Here is a 20,714-nt window from a genome sequence, read left to right on the forward strand (position 1 = left end):
ATCAGGAGTCGTAGTCGACGGCCACGCTCTTCGTCGTCGGGTGGGACTGGCACGTCAGGACGTATCCGCGCTCGATCTCGTCGGGCTCCAGGGCGTAGTTCTGAGTCATCCGCACCTCACCCTCGATCAGCCGCGCACGGCACGTTCCGCAGACGCCTCCGGCGCACGCGAACGGCACGTCGCCGCGCACTCGCAGCGCAGCATCCAGAATCGCCTCGTTCGCCGCGACCGGCGACTCCACGGTTGATGAAAGCCCGTCGAGGGTGAACTCGATGCGCCGCGTCTCGTCGCCCTCGCCGATGACGACCGGGCGCCCGCGGTCGATGCGCGGGCCGTCGGCATCGCTCGTGAACAGTTCGAAGCGGATGCTGCCAGGCGGCACCCCCCGACTCTCGAGCGTGTCGCGACAGAGGGCGACGAGATCGAACGGTCCGCAGAGGAACCACTCGGTGACGGCCTCCGGTGGTAACAGCGAGTCGAGGATCGCGTTCAGTTTGTCGGCGTCGATGCGTCCGGACAGCAGCGGTGCGGTGCGCTGCTCGCGGGAGAGCACGTGGTGCAGGGCGAGGCGAGCCGGGTAGCGGTCCTTGAGGTCGGCGAGGTCGTCGAGGAACATGACGTCCTGCGTGGCCCGGTTCGTGTACACCAGGCTGAACCGCGCGGTCGGCGACGACGCCAGCACGTGCGACGCGAGAGCCATCATCGGCGTCACGCCGGAGCCCGCCGCGATGCCGGCGACGTGCGCATGGTCGAGGTCGGGGAGGTTCGTGGTGAACGTGCCCTCTGGACTCATCACCTCGATACGGTCGCCGGGTTTCAGATTCTCGTGTGCCCAGACTGAGAACAGCCCGCCGCGGTCGCGTTTGATGCCGACGCTGATGCTGCCGAGCATTGCCTCTGTCGGCACGGTCGGCGGTCGGCAGATCGAGTAACTGCGCCGTACCTCATGGCCTTCGACGCGCGCGCGCAGCGCGACGTACTGCCCGGGAAGATAGTCGTACTCGCCGTGCAACTCGGGTGGGACCGTGAACGTGACCTCGATGCTCTCAGTTGTCAGCGGCCGCACGTCGGAGACGGTGAGTTCATGGAAGCGCCCGCGGCGGCGCGTGGTCGTTCTCATCACAGCACCTTGAAGTGGTCGAATGGTTCGAGGCAGGCGCGGCACTCGAAGAGCGCCTTGCACGAGGTCGAACCGAAACGGGAGACCTCACGGGTGTCAAGCGATCCGCAGCGGGGGCACTTCACCGCGAGCTGCAGCCTGACCGGGCCTTGCGCTCCCTGAGCCTGTCGAAGGGTTGCGGCACGCGCGTGCGGCGGGGCGATGCCGTAGTCGCGGAGCTTCTGCTTGCCGGCATCCGTCATCCAATCCGTCGTCCACGCCGGAGACAGCGTGGTGCGCACCTCGACGTCGTCGAAGCCCACCGCCGTGAGTGCGAGGACCACGTCGTCGCGCATCGCGTCGAGCGCGGGGCATCCGCTGTACGTGGGGGTGAGCGTGACGATCACCGTCTCGTGATCGATGGTCACGTCTCTCAGCACGCCGAGGTCTTCGATCGTGAGCACGGGGATCTCGGGGTCGGTCACCGTGGCGGCGACCGCCCAGGCGTGTGCGCGGCGCGTGGTCGTCTTCGTCACCATGATGCCCCCGGATGCTGCCTCGCCAGGACCTGCATCTCGGCGAGGAGATGTCCCATGGTGGGGAAGTGCCGACCGCGGCGGCCGCCGCCCGATGACGCGCTCACATCGGGGATGTCGAGTTCGGCCTCGGTGAAGACCGCGGCGATCGCCGCGTCGAACCCTGGGCGCAGAGTGGACGGGCGAGCCGCGATGCCGCCCAGCTCGTCGATCAGAGGTTCGTCGCGGAACAGCTCGTCGACGTACGGCCACACATCCCGGAGCGCGCGGATTATTCGCCGTCGCGACTCCTCGGTACCGCCGGCGAGGCGCAGCGTCCATTGCACGGCATGGTCGCGGTGGTAGTCGACCTCCTTCAGCGCCTTCTCTGCGACGGCGGCGAGCGTCGCATCCTTCGATGCACGAAGAGCCGAGTAGAGCTCGAACATGTAGGCGGATGCCGTGAGCTGCCGCGCGATCGTCTGCGCGAAGTCTCCGTTGGGCTGCTCGAAGAGCCAGGCGCTGCGGAAGTCCGCCTCGTCGCGGAAGTACGCCAGATCGTCTTCGCTGCGGCCGTCGGTGGTGCCTGCCCAGGCTGTGGACGCATAGTGCAGGAGCGACCGTGCATGACCGAGCAGATCGAGGGCGATGTTGCCGAGCGCGACGTCTTCTTCGAGCTCGGGCGCGTGTGCGATCCATCCGCCGAGCTGCTGCGACAGAATCAGCGCGTCATCGCCGAGCCAGAGGGCGTACTCGGCCACGGCGGGAGTCGCGGTGGTGTCGGTATCGCCCGTGAGTTCGGCGGCGAGTTCGACCTCGTCGACGGTGACGTGCGGGGCGGGACGTTTCGACTCGCCTCTGGCGGCCTCCTCTCGGGGCGTTGAGCGAGCCGAAGGCGAGACGAAACGGGTTGAGCGACCGGAGGGAGTCGAAGCCTGCACTTCGGTGGGCGTTTCGTCTCGTCGCTGCGCTCCTCGCTCAACGCGTTTCGTCTCGCTGCGCTCGCTCAACGACCCGCGGGGGAAGGCATCGCTCAACGACCCGCGGGGGAAGGCATCGCTCAACGACCCTCTGGGGGAGGTGGAGTCGCTCACAGGTGGGGCACCCCCTCGGATGCGGTGTAGTACACCGCGTGACGATAGTTCTTGCCTGCGGGGCTTTCGAAGAACGAGCCCTTGGCATCCGGATCGCTCGTGGTGATGGCATCCGCCGGCACGACCCAGATGGACGTGCCCTCGCCGCGACGCGTGTACAGGTCGCGGGCGTTGCGGACGGCGAGTTCGGCGTCCGGCGCGTGCAGTGACCCGGCGTGCACGTGGCTCATGCCGCGGTTCGCGCGGACGAACACCTCCCACAGGGGCCAGGTCTCGGATGCGGTCTCGGTGCTCACCATCATGCGGCCTCCTTCGAGCTCGAGTTGCGGGTGACCTGCTTGCGCGCATACTCCGCAGCGGCCTCGCGCACCCAGGCGCCGTCCTCATGTGCTTCGCGCCGGGCCCGCAGCCGCTCTGCATTCATCGGACCGTTGCCGCCGAGCACCTCGATGAACTCGGTCCAGTCGATCTCGCCGCCGACGTACTGCTGCGTCTCCTCATCGAAGTGCAGCTCGGGATCGGGCAGCGTGATGCCCAGCGCCTCGGCCTGGGGCACCAGCATCCCGATGAACCGCTGGCGCAGTTCATCGTTCGAGAACCGCTTGATGTTCCACGCCATCGACTGCGCCGAGTTCGGGGAGTCGCCGTCCGGAGGACCGAACATCATCAGGCTCGGCCAGTACCAGCGGTCGACGGCATCCTGCGCCATCTTCTGCTGCGCAACCGTTCCCTGCATCAGCGACAGCAGGATCTCGAAACCCTGCCGCTGGTGGAACGATTCCTCCTTGCAGATGCGGATCATCGCCCGCCCGTACGGTCCGTAGGACGCGCGGCACAGCGGCACCTGGTTGCAGATCGCCGCGCCGTCGACGAGCCAGCCGATCGCCCCCATGTCGGCCCAGGTCGGGGTGGGGTAGTTGAAGATCGACGAGTACTTCGCCTTGCCTTCGATGAGCTGGGTGGTCATCTCGTCGCGCGTGATGCCGAGAGTCTGCGCGGCTGAGTAGAGATACAGTCCGTGGCCGGCCTCGTCCTGCACCTTCGCCATCAGGATGGCTTTGCGCTTGAGGCTGGGGGCGCGGGTGATCCAGTTGCCCTCCGGCTGCATGCCGATGATCTCGGAGTGCGCGTGCTGGCCGATCTGGCGGATCAGCGCGCGGCGATAGGCATCCGGCATCCAGTCGCGCGGCTCGATGCGCGAATCGGCGGCGATGATCTCGTCGAATCGGCGCTGCTCGGCGGAGAGCTCACTCGCGACATCAGGGATGGTCATCGCGACTCCTTCGTCTTTCCTGACCGTACGTTCAGTAATTATCCCATAAGTGGGCCAGGCTCGCACGCCGGGTACGGGTTTCGAGCCTCAGCGGGAGCGGGAGACGAGTTCCAGGAGCGCCCGGCCGTACGCTTCAGACGGATCGGGATGCTCGAAACGCAGCGCCTCACCGCTGATCTCGAGCTCCACCAGGAACGAATCCTCCAGGCGGATCAGGCTCCTGAACGTGCCGCGAAACAGGTCGCGCAACTGATCCTCGCGGGGGATGCGAGATGCGTCGCTCACGGGCTACGCATACCTGCACTCTGGGATGGACCTCGCCGTCTCCACTGTCGATGACAGTGCCATGGGGCTCCACGTCATCATCACGCACAGCGACCGCACCGAAACGCAGTACTTGCACCAGCTGCTCGTGCGGGACGGAGAAACCGTCGCCGGTGGCCAGCTGATCGGAGAGGTCGGACACACCGGCCGCTCCTATGGAACGCATTTGCATCTCAGTATGGTTCGAGCAGCTCCCACGAACACGACAGAGGGGTGCAGCTCAGCGGCGACGCCGACGGTCAGCGTGGGCGCGATCTTGCGATCGAAGATCTCGCGCAGCTCGGCCGCGCTGAGATCATCCCGCCAGCTCACGCAGTCGCGCGCAGCTGACGAAGACGCGATCGGTACTCGTCGGTCTTCGCCTGGATCGTCGCGAGATCTCGACCGGACACGCTGTTCACGTCCTGCCAGAGAGTGATGTGCGCGGTCGTCGCTGCGTCACGCTCAGCCGCCGTGTCAGCGTGGTCCGACAGCCAGATGTACTCGCCGCGAAGCTCGGTCGCCGTCTCGCGCATGATGTCGTAGATCATCGGGTCGAAATCCACCGGCTCCGGGGCGGTTGCTGCCTTGGCCATGGGATCCCCTTTCGTCTACATCTCCAGCATACGCTGGCCTCCGACAACCGGCAGGGCGCCCGGGTCGTCGTGTGACCGGCCTGCGCGTGCGCTTGCTGGATCAGTCCATTGGGCGCAGCTGCTTCCTGCTTGATCGCCGTGGCGATCACCACGGAGGATCCAACTCAGTCAGGTCAAGCGGCGTCGGGTGGCCGGTGTCCGTCGTCTGAGGCAGAGTGGGTGCATGGCCTCCCTCTCTGCCGTCGACATTCGCGCTGCCGCCCTCGCCGCACTGCGCGATCTCGTCGGCCGCCCCGATGCCGACTTCCATGAGGGGCAGTACGAAGCGATCGAGGCGCTGGTCGCCCAGCGGCGGCGGGCGCTCGTGGTGCAGCGGACCGGCTGGGGCAAGTCCGCCGTCTACTTCGTCGCGACCCTGCTGCTGCGCCGGCAGGGCGCCGGTCCCACGGTGCTCGTCTCGCCGCTGCTGGCGCTGATGCGTGACCAGATCGCGGCGGCCGAACGCGCCGGCGTGCGCGCGGTGGCGATCAACTCGACGAACGCGCACGAATGGGGCGACGTGCTCGCCCAGCTCGACCGCGACGAGGTCGACGTGCTGCTGGTGTCGCCGGAGAGGCTGAACAACCCCGCCTTCCGTGAGCAGCAACTGCCGGCGCTCGTGCGCCGCATCGGCATGCTCGTCGTCGACGAGGCGCACTGCATCAGCGACTGGGGTCACGACTTCCGCCCTGACTACCGGCGCCTGCGCGACCTCATCACGCAGATGCCTGCGGAGGTGCCGGTGCTCGCCACGACGGCGACGGCGAACAGCCGGGTCGTCGCCGACGTCGAGGAGCAGCTCGGGGTCGCGGGCACGGGAGACGACATGGCCGACGACGGTGTGCTCACGATCCGCGGCCCGCTCGCCCGCGCATCCCTGCGACTCGGCGTGCTGCGCCTTCCCGATGCGGCCCGCCGGTTGGCCTGGCTGCTCAGCCATATCGACGACCTGCCAGGATCGGGCATCATCTACACGCTCACCGTCGCCGCGGCCGTCGACACCGCCCGGCTGCTGCGCGAGCGCGGCCATGAGGTGCGCGCGTACACCGGGCAGACCGACACCGATGAGCGTGAGGAATCGGAGGGCATGCTCAAGCGCAACGAGGTGAAGGCGCTCGTCGCGACGAGTGCGCTCGGTATGGGCTTCGACAAGCCCGACCTCGGTTTCGTGCTGCACCTCGGAGCGCCGTCGTCGCCGGTGGCCTATTACCAGCAGGTGGGGCGTGCAGGGCGAGCGAGCGAGAGCGCGGATGTGCTGCTGCTACCAGGACCCGAGGACCGCGACATCTGGCACTACTTCGCCACGGCATCCATGCCCGATCAGGAGCGCGCCGAGCGCGTGATCGCAGCCCTCGGCGATGCGCCGATCTCGACCCCTGTACTCGAGGCGATGGTCGACATCCGTCGCACCCCGCTCGAACTGCTGCTCAAGGTTCTCGATGTGGACGGTGCGGTGCGCCGGGTGCAGGGCGGGTGGGTCGCCACCGGTGAGAGCTGGGTCTACGACCGGGACCGCTACGAGCGCATCGCCGCCGAACGCGTCGCAGAGCAGCAGTACATGCTCGAATACGAGCAGACCGACGGATGTCGGATGGAGTTCCTGCAGCGTTCGCTCGATGACGACACGGCCGCGCCCTGCGGGCGGTGCGACAACTGCGCCGGTGCGTGGTTCCCTCGCGAGATCGGGCAGGCGGCGACATCTGCGGCATCCGAGTCCCTCGACCGGGTCGGCGTTGCGATCGACCCGCGCCGCATGTGGCCGACGGGCGCCGACCGACTCGGGGTTCCGGTGAAGGGTCGCATTCCTGCGGCTGAGCAGGCCGGCAGCGGACGAGCGCTGGCCCGACTCACCGACCTCGGATGGGGCGGCACGCTGCGTACGTTGTTCGCAGCGGGTGCGCCCGATGGCCCGGTGACCCCGCAGGTGCTCGCCGGCTGCGTGCGGGTGCTCGCAGGGTGGGGATGGGCCGAGCGACCCGTCGCGGTCGTCGCGATGCCGTCGCGATCGCGTCCTCTGCTCGTCGACTCGCTCGCGCACGGGATCGCCGAGATCGGCAAGCTGCCCTTCATCGGCCCGCTGACGCTGGTCGACGGCGGACCCACCGGACAGCCGGGTGGCAACAGCGCGTTCCGGCTCGCGGGTCTCTGGGAGCGCTTCAGCGCGGATGGACTCGAGATCCCCGACGGGCCGGTGCTGCTCGTCGATGACCAGGCCGACAGTCGTTGGACCCTCACCGTCGCCGCCCGTTCCCTCCGGCAGGCGGGAGCGAGCGAGGTACTGCCGTTCGTGCTCGCGTTACGCGGCTGAGCGCTCCTTCTCCACCAGCGTCAGCACGTCGTACGTCGCCACCGTCTCCTCGTTCTGGTTGCGGATCACGGCATCCCAGCGCACCTCGCCGTACTCATCGGTCTCCCGAGGCGTGATCTGCTTCGCAGTCAGTTCGACGCGGATGCTGTCGCCCGGCGAGACCGGAGTGATGAAGCGCAGATTCTCCAGCCCGTAGTTCGCGAGCACGGGACCGGGCTCAGGATCGACGAACAGCCCAGCGGCCCACGACACGAGCAGATAGCCGTGGGCGACGCGTCCGGGGAAGAACGGGTTCGCGGCGGCGGCCTGCTCGTCCATGTGCGCGTAGAAGGTGTCGCCGGTGAAGTGGGCGAACGTCTCGATGTCGTCGAGCGTCACCTCACGAGACGCTGAGGCGATGCGGTCGCCGACCTGCAGCTCTGCCAGCGACTTCCGGAACGGATGGATGCCGTCATACCGGGCCGTCGCCCCGACATGCCACACACCCGTCAGCGCCGTCAGCATGTCGGGCGATCCCTGCACGGCCGTGCGCTGCATGTGGTGCAGCACGGCGCGGATGCCGCCGAGCTCTTCACCCCCGCCCGCGCGGCCCGGACCGCCGTGCACGAGACCGGGCATCGGCGATCCGTGCCCCGTGGATGAGCGCGCGTCATCGCGGTCGAGGAACAGAACTCGTCCGTTCGAGGCGGCGATGCCGGTCATGAGTTCGGCGGCGAACTCAGGGTCGTGCGTCGCGACGCTGGTCACGAGCGATCCGCCGCCGTGGGCAACGAGAGACGCGGCCTCAGACGTCGTGGAGTAGGTCAGCAGTGAAGCCACGGGGCCGAATGCCTCGACCTCGTGCACGGCATCCGCCCCTGCGTCGTCGAAGCGCAGCAGCATCGGGGCGACGAAGGCACCGTCGGCCGCGGAGGAGCCGTCGACGCCGCGCACCTCCGGCGCATCGCTGGAGCCGACGACGATCCGGCCGCCCGCATCCTGCAGCACCTGCACCTGTCGCAGCACCTCGTCGCGCTGGGCGAGCGAGACGAGCGGGCCCATCGTCACACCCTCGGCGCGCGGGTCGCCGATCACGATCTTCGCCTCGAGCCGTGCGCGCACCGCGTCGATGATGGCGTCGGCGGATGCTGTCGGCACGATCGCGCGTCGGATCGCCGTGCACTTCTGCCCCGCCTTGGTCGTCAGCTCGGTGACCAGTTGGCGCACGTAGGCGTCGAACTCGGGCGTTCCCGCGACCCCGTCGGGGCCGAGCACCGAGGCGTTGATCGAGTCGGTCTCGGCGGTGAACCTCACGCCCTGCGGAGTCTGCGATCGCAGTTCTGCCGCCGTGGACGCACTGCCGGTGAACCCGACGATGTCGCCCAGGCGCAGGTCGTCGAAAAGCGTGGGCACGCTGCCGCTGACCAGCTGCAGCGACCCGTCCGGCAGCAGCTCCGATTCGACGAGGATGCGCACGAAGGCCTCGGCGAGATAGCCGGTCGGCGTCGCGGGCTTCACGAGCGTCGGCATCCCCGCGAGGAATGCGGGCGCGAACTTCTCGAGCGCGCCCCACACCGGGAAGTTGAATGCGTTGATCTGCACTGCGACGCCCGGAAGCCGCGTGAACACATGGCGGCCGAGGAACGTGCCGTCCTTCGAAAGCGGCTCGATCGGGCCGTCGACGTACACGTGGCCGTTGGGCAGTTCGCGGCGTCCCTTGCCGGAGTAGGCGAACAGCACCCCGATGCCGCCGTCGATGTCGACCCAGGAGTCGGCCTTCGTCGCCCCGGTGCGCGCCGAGAGGGCGTAGAGCTCGTCTTTGCGCTCGGTGAGCGCGAGCGCGAACTGTTTGAGCAGCACCGCACGCTGGTGGAACGTCAGCGCTCCCAGCGATGCCTGACCGACCGTGCGGGCGTAGTCGAGTGCGCCTGTCAGATCGATGCCCTGACTGCTGACCCTGGTGATCTCCTCGCCGGTCGAGGCATCACGGACGATCAGTGCACCGGCGTCCGAGTCCGGCGTCCACCATGCGCCCTGGACGTAGCCGGGCAGAACCTCGCTCATTCGTCATCCCATCTGTAGAAGCCTTGGCCGCTCTTGCGGCCGAGCCTGCCCTCCGTGACCATCTGCCTGAGCAGCGCCGGCGGTGCGAAGCGTTCGCCGAGGGTCGCGTACAGCTCTTCGGCGATGCCGAGGCGCACGTCGAGGCCGACGACATCGGTCGTGCGCAGCGGGCCCATCGGATGCCGGTACCCGAGCTCCATGGCCCGGTCGATGTCCTCCGCCGAGGCGACGCCGGCATCCAGCATCCTGATCGCTTCGAGTGCGAGCACGAGGCCGAGCCGACTGGACGCGAAGCCGGGGGAGTCGCGGACGACTATCGGCGTCTTTCCCAGTGTCTCCACCCAGTCGCGCGCCCGGTCGGCGAGTGCCGGATCCGTCGCGGATCCGCACACGATCTCGACCAGCGACGACGACGGCACCGGATTGAAGAAGTGCAGACCGAGGAACCTCTGCGGACGGGTGAGCGATGTAGCCAGGGCGTCGATCGAGATCGATGACGTGTTCGAGGCGAGCACCGCATCGGCGGCCAGCACGCTCTCCACGCGGGCGAGCGCCTCGGACTTGAGCGCACGGTCCTCCGGAACGGCCTCGATCACGAGGTCACGGTCTGCGAGGATTCCGGCATCCGTGCCTGCGCGGAGGGCCGCGTTCAGGTCGTCGAGCGTCCGTTCGGTGCTGTCGCGCTTCACGGAGCGCTCAAGGCTCTCGTGGATGCGATGCACCGCCGCCGTCATCGCGGCGCCGTCGCGTTCGACGATGATGACATCGGAACCGGCCAGCAGGAATGCATGCGCGATCCCTGCGCCCATGCGGCCTCCGCCGAGTACACCCACCTTCACCGTCGGCCTCGCCTCTCCAGGAACTCGGTCATCCGGCGCATCTTCTCCGGGCTCTCGAACAGCTCGGCCTGCAGATCGCCGTCGATACCGGGATGCGTCTCGCGCGGTGCACGCATGGCCCGTTTGGTGTGCTGGGTGGCGAGCGGATCGTTCGCGGCGATCCGATCCGCGATCGCGTGCGCTGCCACGAGCAGCTCATCGGCGGCGTGGATGCTGGAGACGAGGCCGGCGCGCAGCGCCTCGTCCGCAGTGAGAAGTCGCCCGGTGAGCAGCATCTCGCTCGCCAGGCCGTCGCCGACGATCTCTCGCAGCCGCCAGGTTCCGCCGGCTGCGGCCATGATGCCGAGACCGGTCTCTGGGTTGCCGATCTTCAGCGTTGGCGTGGCGATGCGGATGTCGGCCGCGTAGGCGAGCTCGGCGCCTCCACCGAGTGCATAGCCGTCGATCGCGGCGATCACCGGCATCGGCAGCTCATGGATGCGGATGAAGGCGGTGGCGTTGATGCCGCGGCGTGCGTCTTCGGCGCGACGGGCGCGCAACTGGGTGATGTCGGCGCCGGCCGCGAACACGCCGTCGACGCCGGTGAGGATCAGGATGCGCGGCTCGGTCTCGAGTTCCTCGCACAGCGCATGCAGCACGTCGATGATCTCGCGGTCGATCGCGTTGCGCTTGTCGGGGCGGTTCAATCGGGCGACGACGCGGTCGGGGCTGCGTTCGATGACGAGGGGTTCCTCGTTCATGTGCGCTCCTGACTGCGTCGTCTGGTCCGGCCCGGCAGTTTCTGACCGATCGTTCAGTAATTATTATGCCAAGGTTGCGCGGCGTCGGCAATCGCTGGTGTCAGACTGGAACGCGTGTCAGTGCCATCGTCCGAAGAAGTCGCGGCAGCGATGCCCGCTGCACGCCGAGGGCGACCGGGCTACGACCAGCGGCAGATCCTCGAGATCGCCGTGCAGGTCTTCATCGAACACGGGTACGACGCGACCTCGGTGGCCTCGCTCGCCGAACGCCTCGGCCTCTCGAAGTCCGCGCTGTATCACCACTACGCGTCGAAGGAGCGTCTGCTCGAGCTTGCCCTCGACGAGGCGATGGGGTCGTTGGAAGCCGTGCTGCGTGAACCGGGGGCGACAGCGGGCTCTGCGGGCGATCGGCTCGAGTACGTGCTTCGAGGTGCGGTGCGTGTGCTCGTCGACAAGCTCGCGTACGTGACACTGCTGCTGCGGGTGCGCGGCAACAGCGACGTCGAACGCGCGGCGCTCCAGCGGCGGCGCGGATTCGACGATCAGATCACCGATATGGTGCGGGCCGCTCAGGCCGAGGGGACGGTGCGCGCCGACGTCGGAGCGGCGGTCGCCACGAGGCTGCTGTTCGGCATGGTCAACTCGATCGTCGAGTGGTACCGGCCCGGTGGGCCCGAAGGCGCGGAAGCGCTCGCGGACGATGTGCTCACGATTGCCCTCGACGGGCTGCGCACGCGCTGAGCCCGAAGCGGGCTGAGCGCCGGGAAGTGCAGCAAGCTGATCACGCTCGACACCGCCCATCTGGTTGCTGCTACGCGAACCCTTCCATGCGCGCGCATATTCCGAATGACGCGGAGCGACGATCCGCCGACGCGCCGTGACGGCCTGTCGAACGCGAGTCCGATTCGACGAGCGCGCGCGGCTGAGCGAAGGAGAAAAGTGTCCGTCATTCGCGAGGTTGACCGACACTCTCCTCCTTCCACGGCTGCGCGGAGCGAGGAAACCCCGCCTCAGCGCCGCAGCGCCTCGCGGAACTTCACCCGCGCGCCCATCTTCAGCAGGGAGTTCTCGTAGATCTTCGCGCCGATCAGGATCACCACGATGCATGCCACGAGCATGATCGCCAGCGAGGCCAGCGGCTCCCACCACTCCGCCTCGTTGAAGAACAATCGGATCGGCATCCCGACCGGGGCAGAGAACGGCACGTACGAGAGCACGGTCATCACGACGGGGTTGTCGCCGAAGAAGATCACCAGGACGTACGGGATCATCGTCAGGTACATCACCGGGGTCAAGGTGGTGCCGGCGTCCTCCTGGCGCGACACCATCGATCCTGCGGCGGCGAACATGGCCGCGAGCAGGATGAACCCGAACAGGAAGAACACCGCGAACCAGACGACCGGGCCGCCGAGTCCCGCCAGCAACCCGGTCTGACCGGTGACGATCAGCCCGATGGTGCCGACGGTCGCCAGCAGCACGATCTGCGACATGGCGAGGATCGTGTTGCCGACCACCTTGCCGGCCAGCAGTACGCGTGCCGGGATGCTGGAGAGCAGGATCTCGACGACGCGGGTCTGCTTCTCCTCCACGACGCTGGTGGCCACCGGCATGCCGAACATCATCGCCGACATCATGAACACCAGACCGAAGCCGATGCCGAGCAGGTACCGGAGTGGCCCGCTGCCCGCGGCATCCGGGTTGAGCAACTCGACCTCCGGAGTCGCGGAGAGGGCCATCATCAGGCTCTGGGGCGCCTCCTTGTCGGCGATGATCACGAGGCCGGTCGGCGACGACGGGTCATCGACCACGGCGGCGTCGACCTCGCCCGATTCGACGAGCGCGGTGGCCTCATCCCGATCGGCGACCTCGGTCACGTCGTAGCCGTCGACTTCGGAAAGAGCGGATGCCGTGGCACCGGTCGCCGCGATGGGAGTCGCGCTGGAGTTCGAAGAGGAGAAACCGGCCCAGATGACGCCGGCGAGGGCGATCAGCAGCAGGATGCCGGTCGAGATCAGATAGGCCTTGCTGCGCAGTTTGGTGCTCAGTTCGCGCTCTGCGACGAGCCAGACGCCCTGTCCGGTGGAGACGGTCGAACCGTAACCGGTCCCTGAGCCTGTCGAAGGGTTCACTGGATGACCTCCTTGAAGATCTGGGCGAGGGTGGGATGCTGCGGACCGAACCTGTTGACGTCACCGTCCTGCAACGCGCGCCGGAGCACGCGCTGCGCGGAGGCCGGATCGTCTGTGTCGAACACGGCGTTCCCGCCCTCGAAGTCGACGACCGTGACGCCCGGCTCCTCGCGCAGCCACCCGACATCGCCATTGCTCTCCAGCTCCCATCGAGGGGCCGAGTGCTGCTCGCGCAGCTGGTCGCGGGGTCCTGCAGCCCGGATCGTTCCGCCTGCGATGATGACCAGGTCATCGCACAGGCGCTCCACGACATCGAGCTGATGCGAGGAGAACAGCACCGAGACCCCGCGCGCCGCACGTTCCTGCAGCACGCCGGCGACCTTTTCGACGGCGAGCGGGTCGAGACCCGAGAACGGCTCGTCGAGGATCAGCACCTCCGGATCGTGCACGAGGGATGCCGCGATCTGCGCCCGCTGCTGATTGCCGAGTGAGAGCGCCTCGAGGTTGTCATTCAGGCGCTCGCCGAGTCCGAGCTCTTCGAGCAGCGTGGTTGCACGCGTCGTGGCATCCGTCTTGGAGAACCCGTGCAGACGGGCGAGGTAGACGACCTGCTCGAGCACCTTCATCTTCGGGTACAGCCCGCGCTCCTCCGGCATGTAGCCGAACTGGCGGCGTGCATCAGGCGTCAGCGTGGTGCCGCCGAGCGTGACGGATCCGCCGTCGGAGGCGAGCAGCCCGAGCACGATGCGCATCGTGGTCGTCTTGCCTGCGCCGTTGCCGCCGACGAAGCCGGTGAGGTGGCCGGCGACGACCGGGAAGGTGACGTCGTCGAGCACCAGGCGAGTACCGTAGCTCTTCGTTATGCCGGTCAGTCGAAGCGTTCCTGAGGTCATTTCGACTCGTTCCTTCGCTCAATGCATCGCATGCCTCCACGCTACGAGGCGCCTCGGCACGTCGGCATCCCCCCTGCGACGGACATTTACGTTCTATGCAAAGGAATTTAATTTCCGGACGGTGCGTTGAGCACGATGAATGCACATGGCTCATGACTGAGCCCGAACAGAAGGAACACACCTGTGACTCGCACCATCGGATACATCGTCGGCAGCATCTCCAGCACGTCCATCAACCGTCGCCTGGCGCGCGTGCTGCAGAACCTCGCCCCCGAAGGCACCGAACTCGTCGAAATCGAGATCAAGGACCTGCCCTTCTACTCGCCCGACTTCGACGCGGACTTCCCTCAGGTGGCGACCGACTTCAAGAAGGCCATCGCCGACGTCGACGGTGTCATCATCGTCACGCCCGAGTACAGCCGCTCGATCCCCGGCGTGCTCAAGAACGCGCTCGACTGGTCGACCCGCCCCTACGGCGAGATGTCGTTCTTCGGCAAGCCCGTCGCCGTCATCGGGACCTCGGGCTCTGGCGTCGCGACCGCCGCCGCCCAGCAGCACTTGCGTGCGATCCTCGGCCACTTCAGCGCGATCACGATGGGCCAGCCGGAGGGCTTCATCCAGGACCGCCCCGGCCTGTTCACCGAAGACGGCCAGGTCACCGATGACAGCACGGCCGGCTTCCTGGTCGGCTACCTCGAGGCGTTCAACGGCCTCATCTCACGCGTGCAGCACTCCGCGGAGCTGGTGAACGCGTAACTCTCACTGATGTACTGATGCCCCGGGGCCCTGTGCCCCGGGGCATTCGTCGTCTACTCCTCGAGCAGTCGCCATCCCAGTCGCTCGGATGCCGAGCGGTCGAACGTCACCGTCTCGGTCGCACCGAACTGTTCCATCGTTGACTGTATGAGGGCGTCCGCGAAGTCTGCTCCATCCTCGGCGAGATGGAGGGCGCGCACCACTCCCTCGCCGTCATCGAACTCCAGGGTCTCGCTCTCGACGAGGCGCCGGATGACCGCGAGGCACGCACGTTTCTCGAAGTGGCGCCCTCTGGCCAGCATCCAGTACACCTCGGCGAGCGTGACAATCGAGATGAAGCCGGGAGCTTCGCGGCTGAATCCTGAGAGGGTGCGTTGGGCGATGGCCGTTTGAACCTCGTGGTCCTGCAGCACTGCCCGAAGGATGATGTTGGTGTCGACGCCGGTCATCGAGCCATGCGTCAACATGTCAGGAGTCCATGCCGCTCTCGGCGGCGCCATCGGCGATGGCATCGTTCATCTCCTCGATCGTCATCGCGGGTACGCCGGGCTGGTGGAGCATGCCGAACAGGTCCGAAACGTCGCCCGTCTTGCGAACGACGTTGTACTGCCCGTTCGGGAGCTTCACGAACATCACCTTGGAGCCGGCCACAAGCTTCAGGTCGTCTCTGACGTCCTTGGGCATCGTGAACTGCCCTTTGCTCGTCATCGTTGCGATGGACATGGTGATTCCTTCCCACAGACGATTCGCCTTACTTCGTGCGAATAAGCTTACGCGATGCGAATGCGAAGGGATAGGGCGTCACGCCAGCCCGCGCCGATGCGCCAGCACGACGGCCTGCACGCGGTCACGGGCACCGAGCTTCTGCAGGATGCGTGAGACGTGCGTTTTCACGGTCGCCTCGCCGATGAACAGTCGCGTCGCGATCTCGGCATTGCTCATCGCCTCGGCGACCAGCGCCAGCACCTCGGCCTCACGGTCGGTGAGCGGCTCGACGAGCGCGACCCCGCGGGTGGTGGACGGGGCTTGCGGCGCGGTCGAGGCGTACCGCTGCACGACTCGGCGAGTCACCTCGGGCGCCAGCATCCCGTCGCCGGCCGCCAGCACGCGTACGGCCGTGAGCAGATCCTCCGGGGTGCCGTTCTTGAGCAGGAAGCCGCTCGCGCCGGCATCCAGCGCTGCGAACAGGTAGTCGTCGCGATCGAATGTCGTGACGATCGCGATCGCGGCCGTCACCTCGCGCTCGGCGACGATGCGTCTGGTCGCTTCGATGCCGTCCATGTCGGGCATCTGCACGTCCATGGTGATCACAGCGGGTCGGAGAGCGGATGCTGCCGCCACTGCTTCCGCGCCGGTGGCGGCCTCACCCACCACGGTGATGTCGGGCTGGCTGTCGAGGATGGTGCGGAACCCGACGCGCAGCGTCGCGTGGTCGTCGACGATGAGGACGCGGATCGGATCGCTCATGCGGTCGCTCCCGCCGGCGCCACGGGCGTCGAGAGGGGAACGTGCACACGAACCCGCCAACCTCCGCGTTCGCGCGGTGCTGATTCGATCGTGCCGCCCGATGCCAGCGCGCGTTCGCGCATGCCCAGCTGTCCCATTCCCGATCGTGCGGTGAGCACGGTGCGGCCGGTGCTGACGATCTCGAGCTCGACACCGCTGTCCAGATAGCGCAGGCGCACGTCGGCGGTGGCTCCCGCGCCGGCATGGCGGCGGATATTGGTGAGCGATTCCTGCGCGATGCGGTACAGGTTCACCTGCGTGACCGAAGGCACGGATCGCTGATCGCCGACCACCGTGAACTCCGTCGGCACGCCGGCGGAATCGGATGCCTCAGCAAGCTGTGCGATGTCATCGAGGGTGACCGTCGACGCGGCGTCGTCTGCCGCGGCATCCGAGGAGCGCAGCGTCTCCAGCAGGTGCCGCAGTTCACTGATGGCCTCGCGGGCCGAGGCTTCGACATCGGCGAGGATATGCTTCGCCGTGCCGGCATCCTGGTCGATCACCATGCGCGCCGCTCCCGCCTGCACACCCATCACCGACACGTGGTGGGCGACGACGTCGTGCAGTTCGCGGGCGATGTGCACGCGGTCCAGCGCCACGGCCTGGGCGGCCGTGACCTCGCGCTGGCGTTCGAGATCCGCCGTGCGCTGTTCGAGCGCCTGACGCTGCATCGCCGCCCGCCATGCGTGCTCGCCGAAGTAGTAGGCGCCGGCGAAGTAGAGCACGTTCACGAGCAGCTGCAGCATCATGAACGCGAGGTACGGCGACATCGCGCCCGCGATGATGTCCTCCTCACGGGCGGTGTCGATCGCGTCGCGGTACATCGTGACCATCAGCCAGGCGAACATGCCGGCGATGATCGCAGCACGTACGATCATCGCCGCGCGGCGGTTCGCCATCCACGCCCCCACCGTGTAAAGCGCGATGAACATCGCGACGTTGCCGGCGTAGAGCTCGGGGATCCGCACGGTGACGGCGACGAAGTAGGCGACCGAGACGATGATCGCGACCTGTGCTGGCCAGACGCGGCGCAGGGCGAGCGGCGCTGCCAGGAACACCAGGTACACCAGCGCCTGCCACAGCGGCGCCTGCTCGTCACCGTAGATCTCAGACGCCGCAGAGAGCGCGGCGCTGATGACACCTGCGACGAACACGACGGCGGCCAGCAGCGCGTCGGATCGGCGTTGGCGCGCGGTGAGCGCGCGGAATGGTGCAGACATGCCTCAACGGTACGGGGAAGCGGATGCTGCGGCATCCGCCCTGCGACGGATTCGATCCGCTCTGCTATTGACACCCGGCACCGACAATCCGACAAAGGAGTCAGCATGTCAACCAAGGTCTTCGTCAACCCCACCACCACCGATCCCGAGCGCAGCAAGGCGTTGTCCTGACGTGGCCCCTCGCTGCGCTATGCGCCCGCGCCCGGCCCGGTTCGCACCGGTGTCATGGGGGAAAGACCCGTCAGGCGAAGATCATCGGCATGTCGTCATCGTCTTCGGCACCACCGAAGTCGAGGTCGACGACCACCGGCACGTGATCGCTGGGCTGCTCGCCCTTGCGCTCATTGCGGTGGATCGATGCGCCGGTGACGGCGCCGGCGAGCGCGGGGGAGCCGAGCACGAAGTCGATGCGGATGCCCTCGTTGCGCGGGAACTTCAGCCGCTGGTAGTCCCAGTAGGTGAAGCCTTCGGGCAGCAGCGGGCGCACGACGTCGGTGAGGCCCGCATCCTGGAAGGCGAAGAACGCGGCGCGCTCCTGGGGGGAGACGTGAGTCGAGACGCCCTCGACGATGTCCGGATCGCCGTTGTCGGAGTCGAACGGGATGATGTTGAAGTCGCCGACGAGCGCCAGCGGCAGATTCGGGTTCTTCTGCAGAGCGGATGCCGCGTGCTGACGAAGCTCGTTGAGCCAGTGCAGCTTGTACGCGTAATGCGGGTCGTCCAATGAGCGCCCATTCGGCACGTAGAGGCTCCAGATCTGCACGCCGTCGACGGTCACACCCAGCGCGCGGGCCTCGAGCGGAGCATCCGGTCCTTCATGGCCCTTCGCGAAGCCCGGCATCCCGTCGAACGCCGTCGACACGTCGGTCATGGGCAGGCGGCTCGCAATGGCGACGCCGTTCCACTGGTTCAGGCCGTGCACCTCGACCTGATAGCCGGCCTCTTCGAACTGCGCGTAGGGGAACTGCTCGGGCTTGCACTTGATCTCCTGCATCGCGAGCACGTCGATGTCTTCACGCACCGCGAACTCGACCGTGCGGCGCACGCGGGTGCGGATGGAGTTGACGTTCCAGGTGGCCAGGCGCATGCATCCAGCCTAGTTGCGGGGTCGACGCTCAACGCTCTGCGGGGTTGGCCGTGCCGATCAACACACCGCGGGCGAGCGAGTGGAAGTGCCGATTGAATCCGAGCACCGCCGGCGTGGAGCCTGCGCGGATGTCGAGCGTCTCCACGTCCAGCGCGTCCACGACGAAGAAGTATCGATGCACCCCTGTGCCCTCGGGCGGGGCCGCGCCGATGAACCGCTCGGAGCGGGACTCGTTCGGCAGCACCGTCGCTCCGTGCGGAAGCGCGGCGAGATCGCCGAGGCCGCGGGCGAGCGAGGTGACCGAGACGGGGAGGTTGTAGGCGGCCCAATGCCAGAACCCCGATCCTGTCGGGGCATCCGGATCGAAGCACGAGATCGCGAAGCTGCGCGTGCCTGCGGGCGGCGTCGACCACTGCAGCGCGGGCGAGCGGTCCTCACCACCCCGACCGGACGACCAGGCGAACAGCGGCAGCGGCCCGCCCGGTTCGAAATCGGAACTGCTCAACTCGAGCGGCGCGAAATCACGCAGCGTGGCGAGCTCGGCATAAGGATCGTACGAGAGCATGGGGCCTCCTTCGCTGAGGGGATGATGACGTCACGGCCCACGATAGGCGCACCACGCAGGTCGCACCACCGGCTCTAAGCTGGATGCCGTGACCGCACTCGACGCAGACCGCCAAGCCCTCCTCGACCTCATCAAGGCGGAGGCGGTGTTTCATGGTGACTTCACCCTCTCCAGCGGCAAGCAGGCGACGTACTACGTCGACATGCGCCGGCTCACGCTCGATCACCGTGCGGCACCAGCCATCGGCCGCATCATGCTCGATCTGATCGGCGATCTCGACGCCGAGGCTGTCGGCGGCCTGACACTCGGCGCCGACCCGATCGCGAACTCGGTGCTGCACGCTTCCGTCGCCACGGATCGCCCGGTGGATGCCTTCGTCGTGCGCAAGGAGCCGAAGGACCACGGCCGCGGTCGTCAGATCGAAGGCGCCGACATCGCGGGCAAGCGTGTCGTCGTGCTCGAAGACACCTCCACCACCGGCCAGTCCGCGCTCAAGGCCGTCGAGGTGCTGCGCCGCGAGGGCGCAGAGGTCATCGCCGTCGCCGTGATCGTCGATCGCAAGACCGGCGCACAGGCCGCGATCGAGGCGGAGGGGCTGCAGTGGCTGGCGGCCTTCGACCTCGACGACCTCGGCCTCGACCCGCAGTGACCTTCGGCGCATGACTCGGTACGCACTGGCCGTCGACGTCGGCGGCACGAAACTGGAGGCCGCGCTCGTCGGCGATGACGGGATGCTGGTCGCAGGCAGCCGCAGCAGGCAGGCCACCGGCCGCGACGCGACACCAGCGTCTCTGGATGCTGCGGTCGAGGCCGTCATCGCGCATGCGCTCGCCCTGCTGCCGGAAGGCGCCGAGCTCGTGGGCGCCGGTGTCGGCAGTGCGGGTCCGATCGACCTCCCGACCGGTTCGATCGTCCCGGTCAACATGCCCCAGGCGCGCGGCTACGGCCTGGCCGGAGCGGTGCGTGACGCGGCATCCGCTGTTCTCGGCCGTGACGTGCACACCGTGTTCGGGCACGACGGTGGTGCACTCGCGCTCGCCGAAGCCTGGCTCGGAGCGACCCGCGAGGCGCGTTCGTCGCTCTCGATCGTCGTGTCGACAGGGGTCGGCGGTGGGTTCGTCGTGGGCGGGCAGTACATCCGCGGTGCCTCCGGTAACGCCGGCCACCTCGGGCAGGTGCGCCGTGAAGGCGGCCTGACTCTCGAGGAGATCGCCTCGGGACCTGCATCCGCCGCGTGGGCGCAGACCCAGGGATGGACGGGCGCCACCGGCGAGGACCTCGCGCGTGACGCGGCATCCGGCGATCAGACCGCGCGTGCGGCGATCGAACGGTCCGCTCGCGCGGTGGGAGAGGCGCTGGCAGATGCCGCGACGCTCGTCGACCTCGACATGATCGCGGTCGGCGGCGGGTTCTCTCGGGTCTCCGACGACTACATCGAGCTCGTGCAGCAGGCGCTCACGGCGAGCGCCGCGCACGATTACTCTCGGCGCGCGCGGGTGGTGCGCTCCGGGCTGGGAGACGAGGGTCCGCTCATCGGCGCGGCCGCGCTCGTGCTCAGGTAATCCGGGGGCGTCGCCCGGTGAGGCCCGGTACGGCCGACGATGCTACGCACGTCGGAGCCTGCGACGTAGGTCGGAGGAATTGGCCGAAAACCTCCGACGTGCGTACCGCCCTCCGACAGTTGGAACAGCCTGCCGCGGGCGGGGACG

Annotated in this window: 24 protein-coding genes; 6 read left to right on the forward strand and 18 right to left on the reverse strand. The window is 67.8% G+C overall.

Annotation, left to right across the window (positions count from 1 at the left end; genetic code table 11):
• Position 1: 1 nt before the first annotated feature.
• The 6 genes from paaE to J1M43_RS02750 form a co-directional block, all read right to left on the reverse strand.
• The gene (gene paaE / locus J1M43_RS02725) at positions 2-1,120 is read right to left on the reverse strand and encodes a 1,2-phenylacetyl-CoA epoxidase subunit PaaE (RefSeq protein WP_206475662.1); all 1,119 of its coding nucleotides are present in this window, start codon (positions 1,118-1,120) and stop codon (positions 2-4) included.
• A complete protein-coding gene (gene paaD / locus J1M43_RS02730; protein ID WP_033105780.1) occupies positions 1,120-1,638 on the reverse strand; it encodes a 1,2-phenylacetyl-CoA epoxidase subunit PaaD in 519 nt (172 codons plus the stop codon). The genes paaE and paaD overlap by 1 nt, the downstream gene beginning before the upstream one ends.
• A complete protein-coding gene (paaC, locus tag J1M43_RS02735; RefSeq protein ID WP_235272346.1) occupies positions 1,632-2,708 on the reverse strand; it encodes a 1,2-phenylacetyl-CoA epoxidase subunit PaaC in 1,077 nt (358 codons plus the stop codon). The genes paaD and paaC overlap by 7 nt, the downstream gene beginning before the upstream one ends.
• Positions 2,705-3,007, reverse strand: a complete 303-nt coding sequence (gene paaB, locus J1M43_RS02740) for a 1,2-phenylacetyl-CoA epoxidase subunit PaaB (protein WP_206477301.1) — start codon at positions 3,005-3,007, stop codon at positions 2,705-2,707. Before paaB ends, paaC begins: the two co-directional genes overlap by 4 nt.
• Entirely contained in the window at positions 3,007-3,981 is a 975-nt protein-coding gene (paaA, locus tag J1M43_RS02745) for a 1,2-phenylacetyl-CoA epoxidase subunit PaaA (RefSeq protein ID WP_206475663.1), read from the reverse strand. The genes paaB and paaA overlap by 1 nt, the downstream gene beginning before the upstream one ends.
• 87 nt (positions 3,982-4,068) lie before the next feature.
• Entirely contained in the window at positions 4,069-4,266 is a 198-nt protein-coding gene (locus J1M43_RS02750; RefSeq protein ID WP_206475664.1) for a hypothetical protein, read from the reverse strand.
• A gap of 25 nt (positions 4,267-4,291) precedes the next feature.
• Here J1M43_RS02750 and J1M43_RS17140 point away from each other — a divergent pair, with 25 nt between their 5' ends.
• On the forward strand, positions 4,292-4,723 hold the full coding sequence (locus tag J1M43_RS17140) for a M23 family metallopeptidase (RefSeq protein ID WP_374058525.1): 432 nt from the start codon (positions 4,292-4,294) through the stop codon (positions 4,721-4,723).
• On the opposite strand, the gene J1M43_RS02760 is transcribed toward J1M43_RS17140, so the two are convergent.
• Positions 4,614-4,880: a hypothetical protein gene (locus J1M43_RS02760; protein ID WP_033105785.1), complete on the reverse strand. Its 267-nt coding sequence runs from the start codon at positions 4,878-4,880 to the stop codon at positions 4,614-4,616. The two genes, J1M43_RS17140 and J1M43_RS02760, sit on opposite strands and share 110 nt — an antisense overlap.
• 223 nt (positions 4,881-5,103) lie before the next feature.
• Between J1M43_RS02760 and J1M43_RS02765 the strand changes: the two genes are divergently transcribed.
• Positions 5,104-7,227 carry a RecQ family ATP-dependent DNA helicase gene (locus J1M43_RS02765; protein WP_033105786.1) on the forward strand — a complete coding sequence of 708 codons (2,124 nt, stop codon included), beginning with the start codon at positions 5,104-5,106 and terminating at the stop codon, positions 7,225-7,227.
• Here the strand turns inward: J1M43_RS02765 and paaZ are convergent.
• Genes paaZ through J1M43_RS02780 form a run of 3 tightly spaced genes read right to left on the reverse strand, consistent with a single transcriptional unit; the run spans position 7,216 to position 10,849 of the window.
• Positions 7,216-9,270: a phenylacetic acid degradation bifunctional protein PaaZ gene (gene paaZ / locus J1M43_RS02770; RefSeq protein WP_206475666.1), complete on the reverse strand. Its 2,055-nt coding sequence runs from the start codon at positions 9,268-9,270 to the stop codon at positions 7,216-7,218. The two genes, J1M43_RS02765 and paaZ, sit on opposite strands and share 12 nt — an antisense overlap.
• Positions 9,267-10,079, reverse strand: coding sequence for a 3-hydroxyacyl-CoA dehydrogenase family protein (locus J1M43_RS02775; protein ID WP_052166946.1), 813 nt, complete (start codon positions 10,077-10,079; stop codon positions 9,267-9,269). Before J1M43_RS02775 ends, paaZ begins: the two co-directional genes overlap by 4 nt.
• A gap of 26 nt (positions 10,080-10,105) precedes the next feature.
• The gene (locus J1M43_RS02780; protein WP_033105789.1) at positions 10,106-10,849 is read right to left on the reverse strand and encodes an enoyl-CoA hydratase/isomerase family protein; all 744 of its coding nucleotides are present in this window, start codon (positions 10,847-10,849) and stop codon (positions 10,106-10,108) included.
• 150 nt (positions 10,850-10,999) lie between these two features.
• Here J1M43_RS02780 and J1M43_RS02785 point away from each other — a divergent pair, with 150 nt between their 5' ends.
• The gene (locus tag J1M43_RS02785; protein WP_033106501.1) at positions 11,000-11,590 is read left to right on the forward strand and encodes a TetR/AcrR family transcriptional regulator; all 591 of its coding nucleotides are present in this window, start codon (positions 11,000-11,002) and stop codon (positions 11,588-11,590) included.
• 269 nt (positions 11,591-11,859) lie between these two features.
• Here the strand turns inward: J1M43_RS02785 and J1M43_RS02790 are convergent, their stop codons facing one another.
• Positions 11,860-12,978 carry an ABC transporter permease gene (locus tag J1M43_RS02790; RefSeq protein WP_033105790.1) on the reverse strand — a complete coding sequence of 373 codons (1,119 nt, stop codon included), beginning with the start codon at positions 12,976-12,978 and terminating at the stop codon, positions 11,860-11,862.
• The gene (locus J1M43_RS02795; protein WP_206475667.1) at positions 12,975-13,871 is read right to left on the reverse strand and encodes an ABC transporter ATP-binding protein; all 897 of its coding nucleotides are present in this window, start codon (positions 13,869-13,871) and stop codon (positions 12,975-12,977) included. The genes J1M43_RS02790 and J1M43_RS02795 overlap by 4 nt, the downstream gene beginning before the upstream one ends.
• 183 nt (positions 13,872-14,054) lie before the next feature.
• Between J1M43_RS02795 and J1M43_RS02800 the strand changes: the two genes are divergently transcribed.
• Positions 14,055-14,627: an NADPH-dependent FMN reductase gene (locus J1M43_RS02800; RefSeq protein WP_033105792.1), complete on the forward strand. Its 573-nt coding sequence runs from the start codon at positions 14,055-14,057 to the stop codon at positions 14,625-14,627.
• Positions 14,628-14,680: 53 nt separating this feature from the next.
• Here J1M43_RS02800 and J1M43_RS02805 read toward each other — a convergent pair whose 3' ends face one another.
• The 6 genes from J1M43_RS02805 to J1M43_RS02830 form a co-directional block, all read right to left on the reverse strand.
• Positions 14,681-15,094: a PIN domain-containing protein gene (locus J1M43_RS02805; RefSeq protein ID WP_052166852.1), complete on the reverse strand. Its 414-nt coding sequence runs from the start codon at positions 15,092-15,094 to the stop codon at positions 14,681-14,683.
• A 1-nt stretch (position 15,095) separates the two neighbouring features.
• A complete protein-coding gene (locus J1M43_RS02810; RefSeq protein ID WP_033105793.1) occupies positions 15,096-15,350 on the reverse strand; it encodes an AbrB/MazE/SpoVT family DNA-binding domain-containing protein in 255 nt (84 codons plus the stop codon).
• Positions 15,351-15,428: 78 nt separating this feature from the next.
• Positions 15,429-16,094 carry a response regulator transcription factor gene (locus tag J1M43_RS02815; protein WP_206475668.1) on the reverse strand — a complete coding sequence of 222 codons (666 nt, stop codon included), beginning with the start codon at positions 16,092-16,094 and terminating at the stop codon, positions 15,429-15,431.
• Positions 16,091-17,353 carry a sensor histidine kinase gene (locus J1M43_RS02820; protein WP_206475670.1) on the reverse strand — a complete coding sequence of 421 codons (1,263 nt, stop codon included), beginning with the start codon at positions 17,351-17,353 and terminating at the stop codon, positions 16,091-16,093. Before J1M43_RS02820 ends, J1M43_RS02815 begins: the two co-directional genes overlap by 4 nt.
• 241 nt (positions 17,354-17,594) lie before the next feature.
• Positions 17,595-18,440 (reverse strand): exodeoxyribonuclease III, encoded by an 846-nt coding sequence (locus J1M43_RS02825; protein WP_033105796.1) that lies wholly within the window; start codon positions 18,438-18,440, stop codon positions 17,595-17,597.
• A 28-nt stretch (positions 18,441-18,468) separates the two neighbouring features.
• Positions 18,469-19,005: a YbhB/YbcL family Raf kinase inhibitor-like protein gene (locus J1M43_RS02830; protein ID WP_206475672.1), complete on the reverse strand. Its 537-nt coding sequence runs from the start codon at positions 19,003-19,005 to the stop codon at positions 18,469-18,471.
• Positions 19,006-19,093: 88 nt separating this feature from the next.
• Here J1M43_RS02830 and pyrE point away from each other — a divergent pair, with 88 nt between their 5' ends.
• Together pyrE and J1M43_RS02840 are read left to right on the forward strand one after the other, a co-directional pair.
• Positions 19,094-19,654 (forward strand): orotate phosphoribosyltransferase, encoded by a 561-nt coding sequence (gene pyrE, locus J1M43_RS02835; RefSeq protein ID WP_206475674.1) that lies wholly within the window; start codon positions 19,094-19,096, stop codon positions 19,652-19,654.
• Positions 19,655-19,664: 10 nt separating this feature from the next.
• Positions 19,665-20,567 carry an ROK family protein gene (locus tag J1M43_RS02840; RefSeq protein ID WP_206475676.1) on the forward strand — a complete coding sequence of 301 codons (903 nt, stop codon included), beginning with the start codon at positions 19,665-19,667 and terminating at the stop codon, positions 20,565-20,567.
• Positions 20,568-20,714: the final 147 nt, after the last annotated feature.

The organism is Microbacterium sp. KRD172 (genome assembly GCF_017168295.1).
Lineage (GTDB): Bacteria > Actinomycetota > Actinomycetes > Actinomycetales > Microbacteriaceae > Microbacterium > Microbacterium profundi.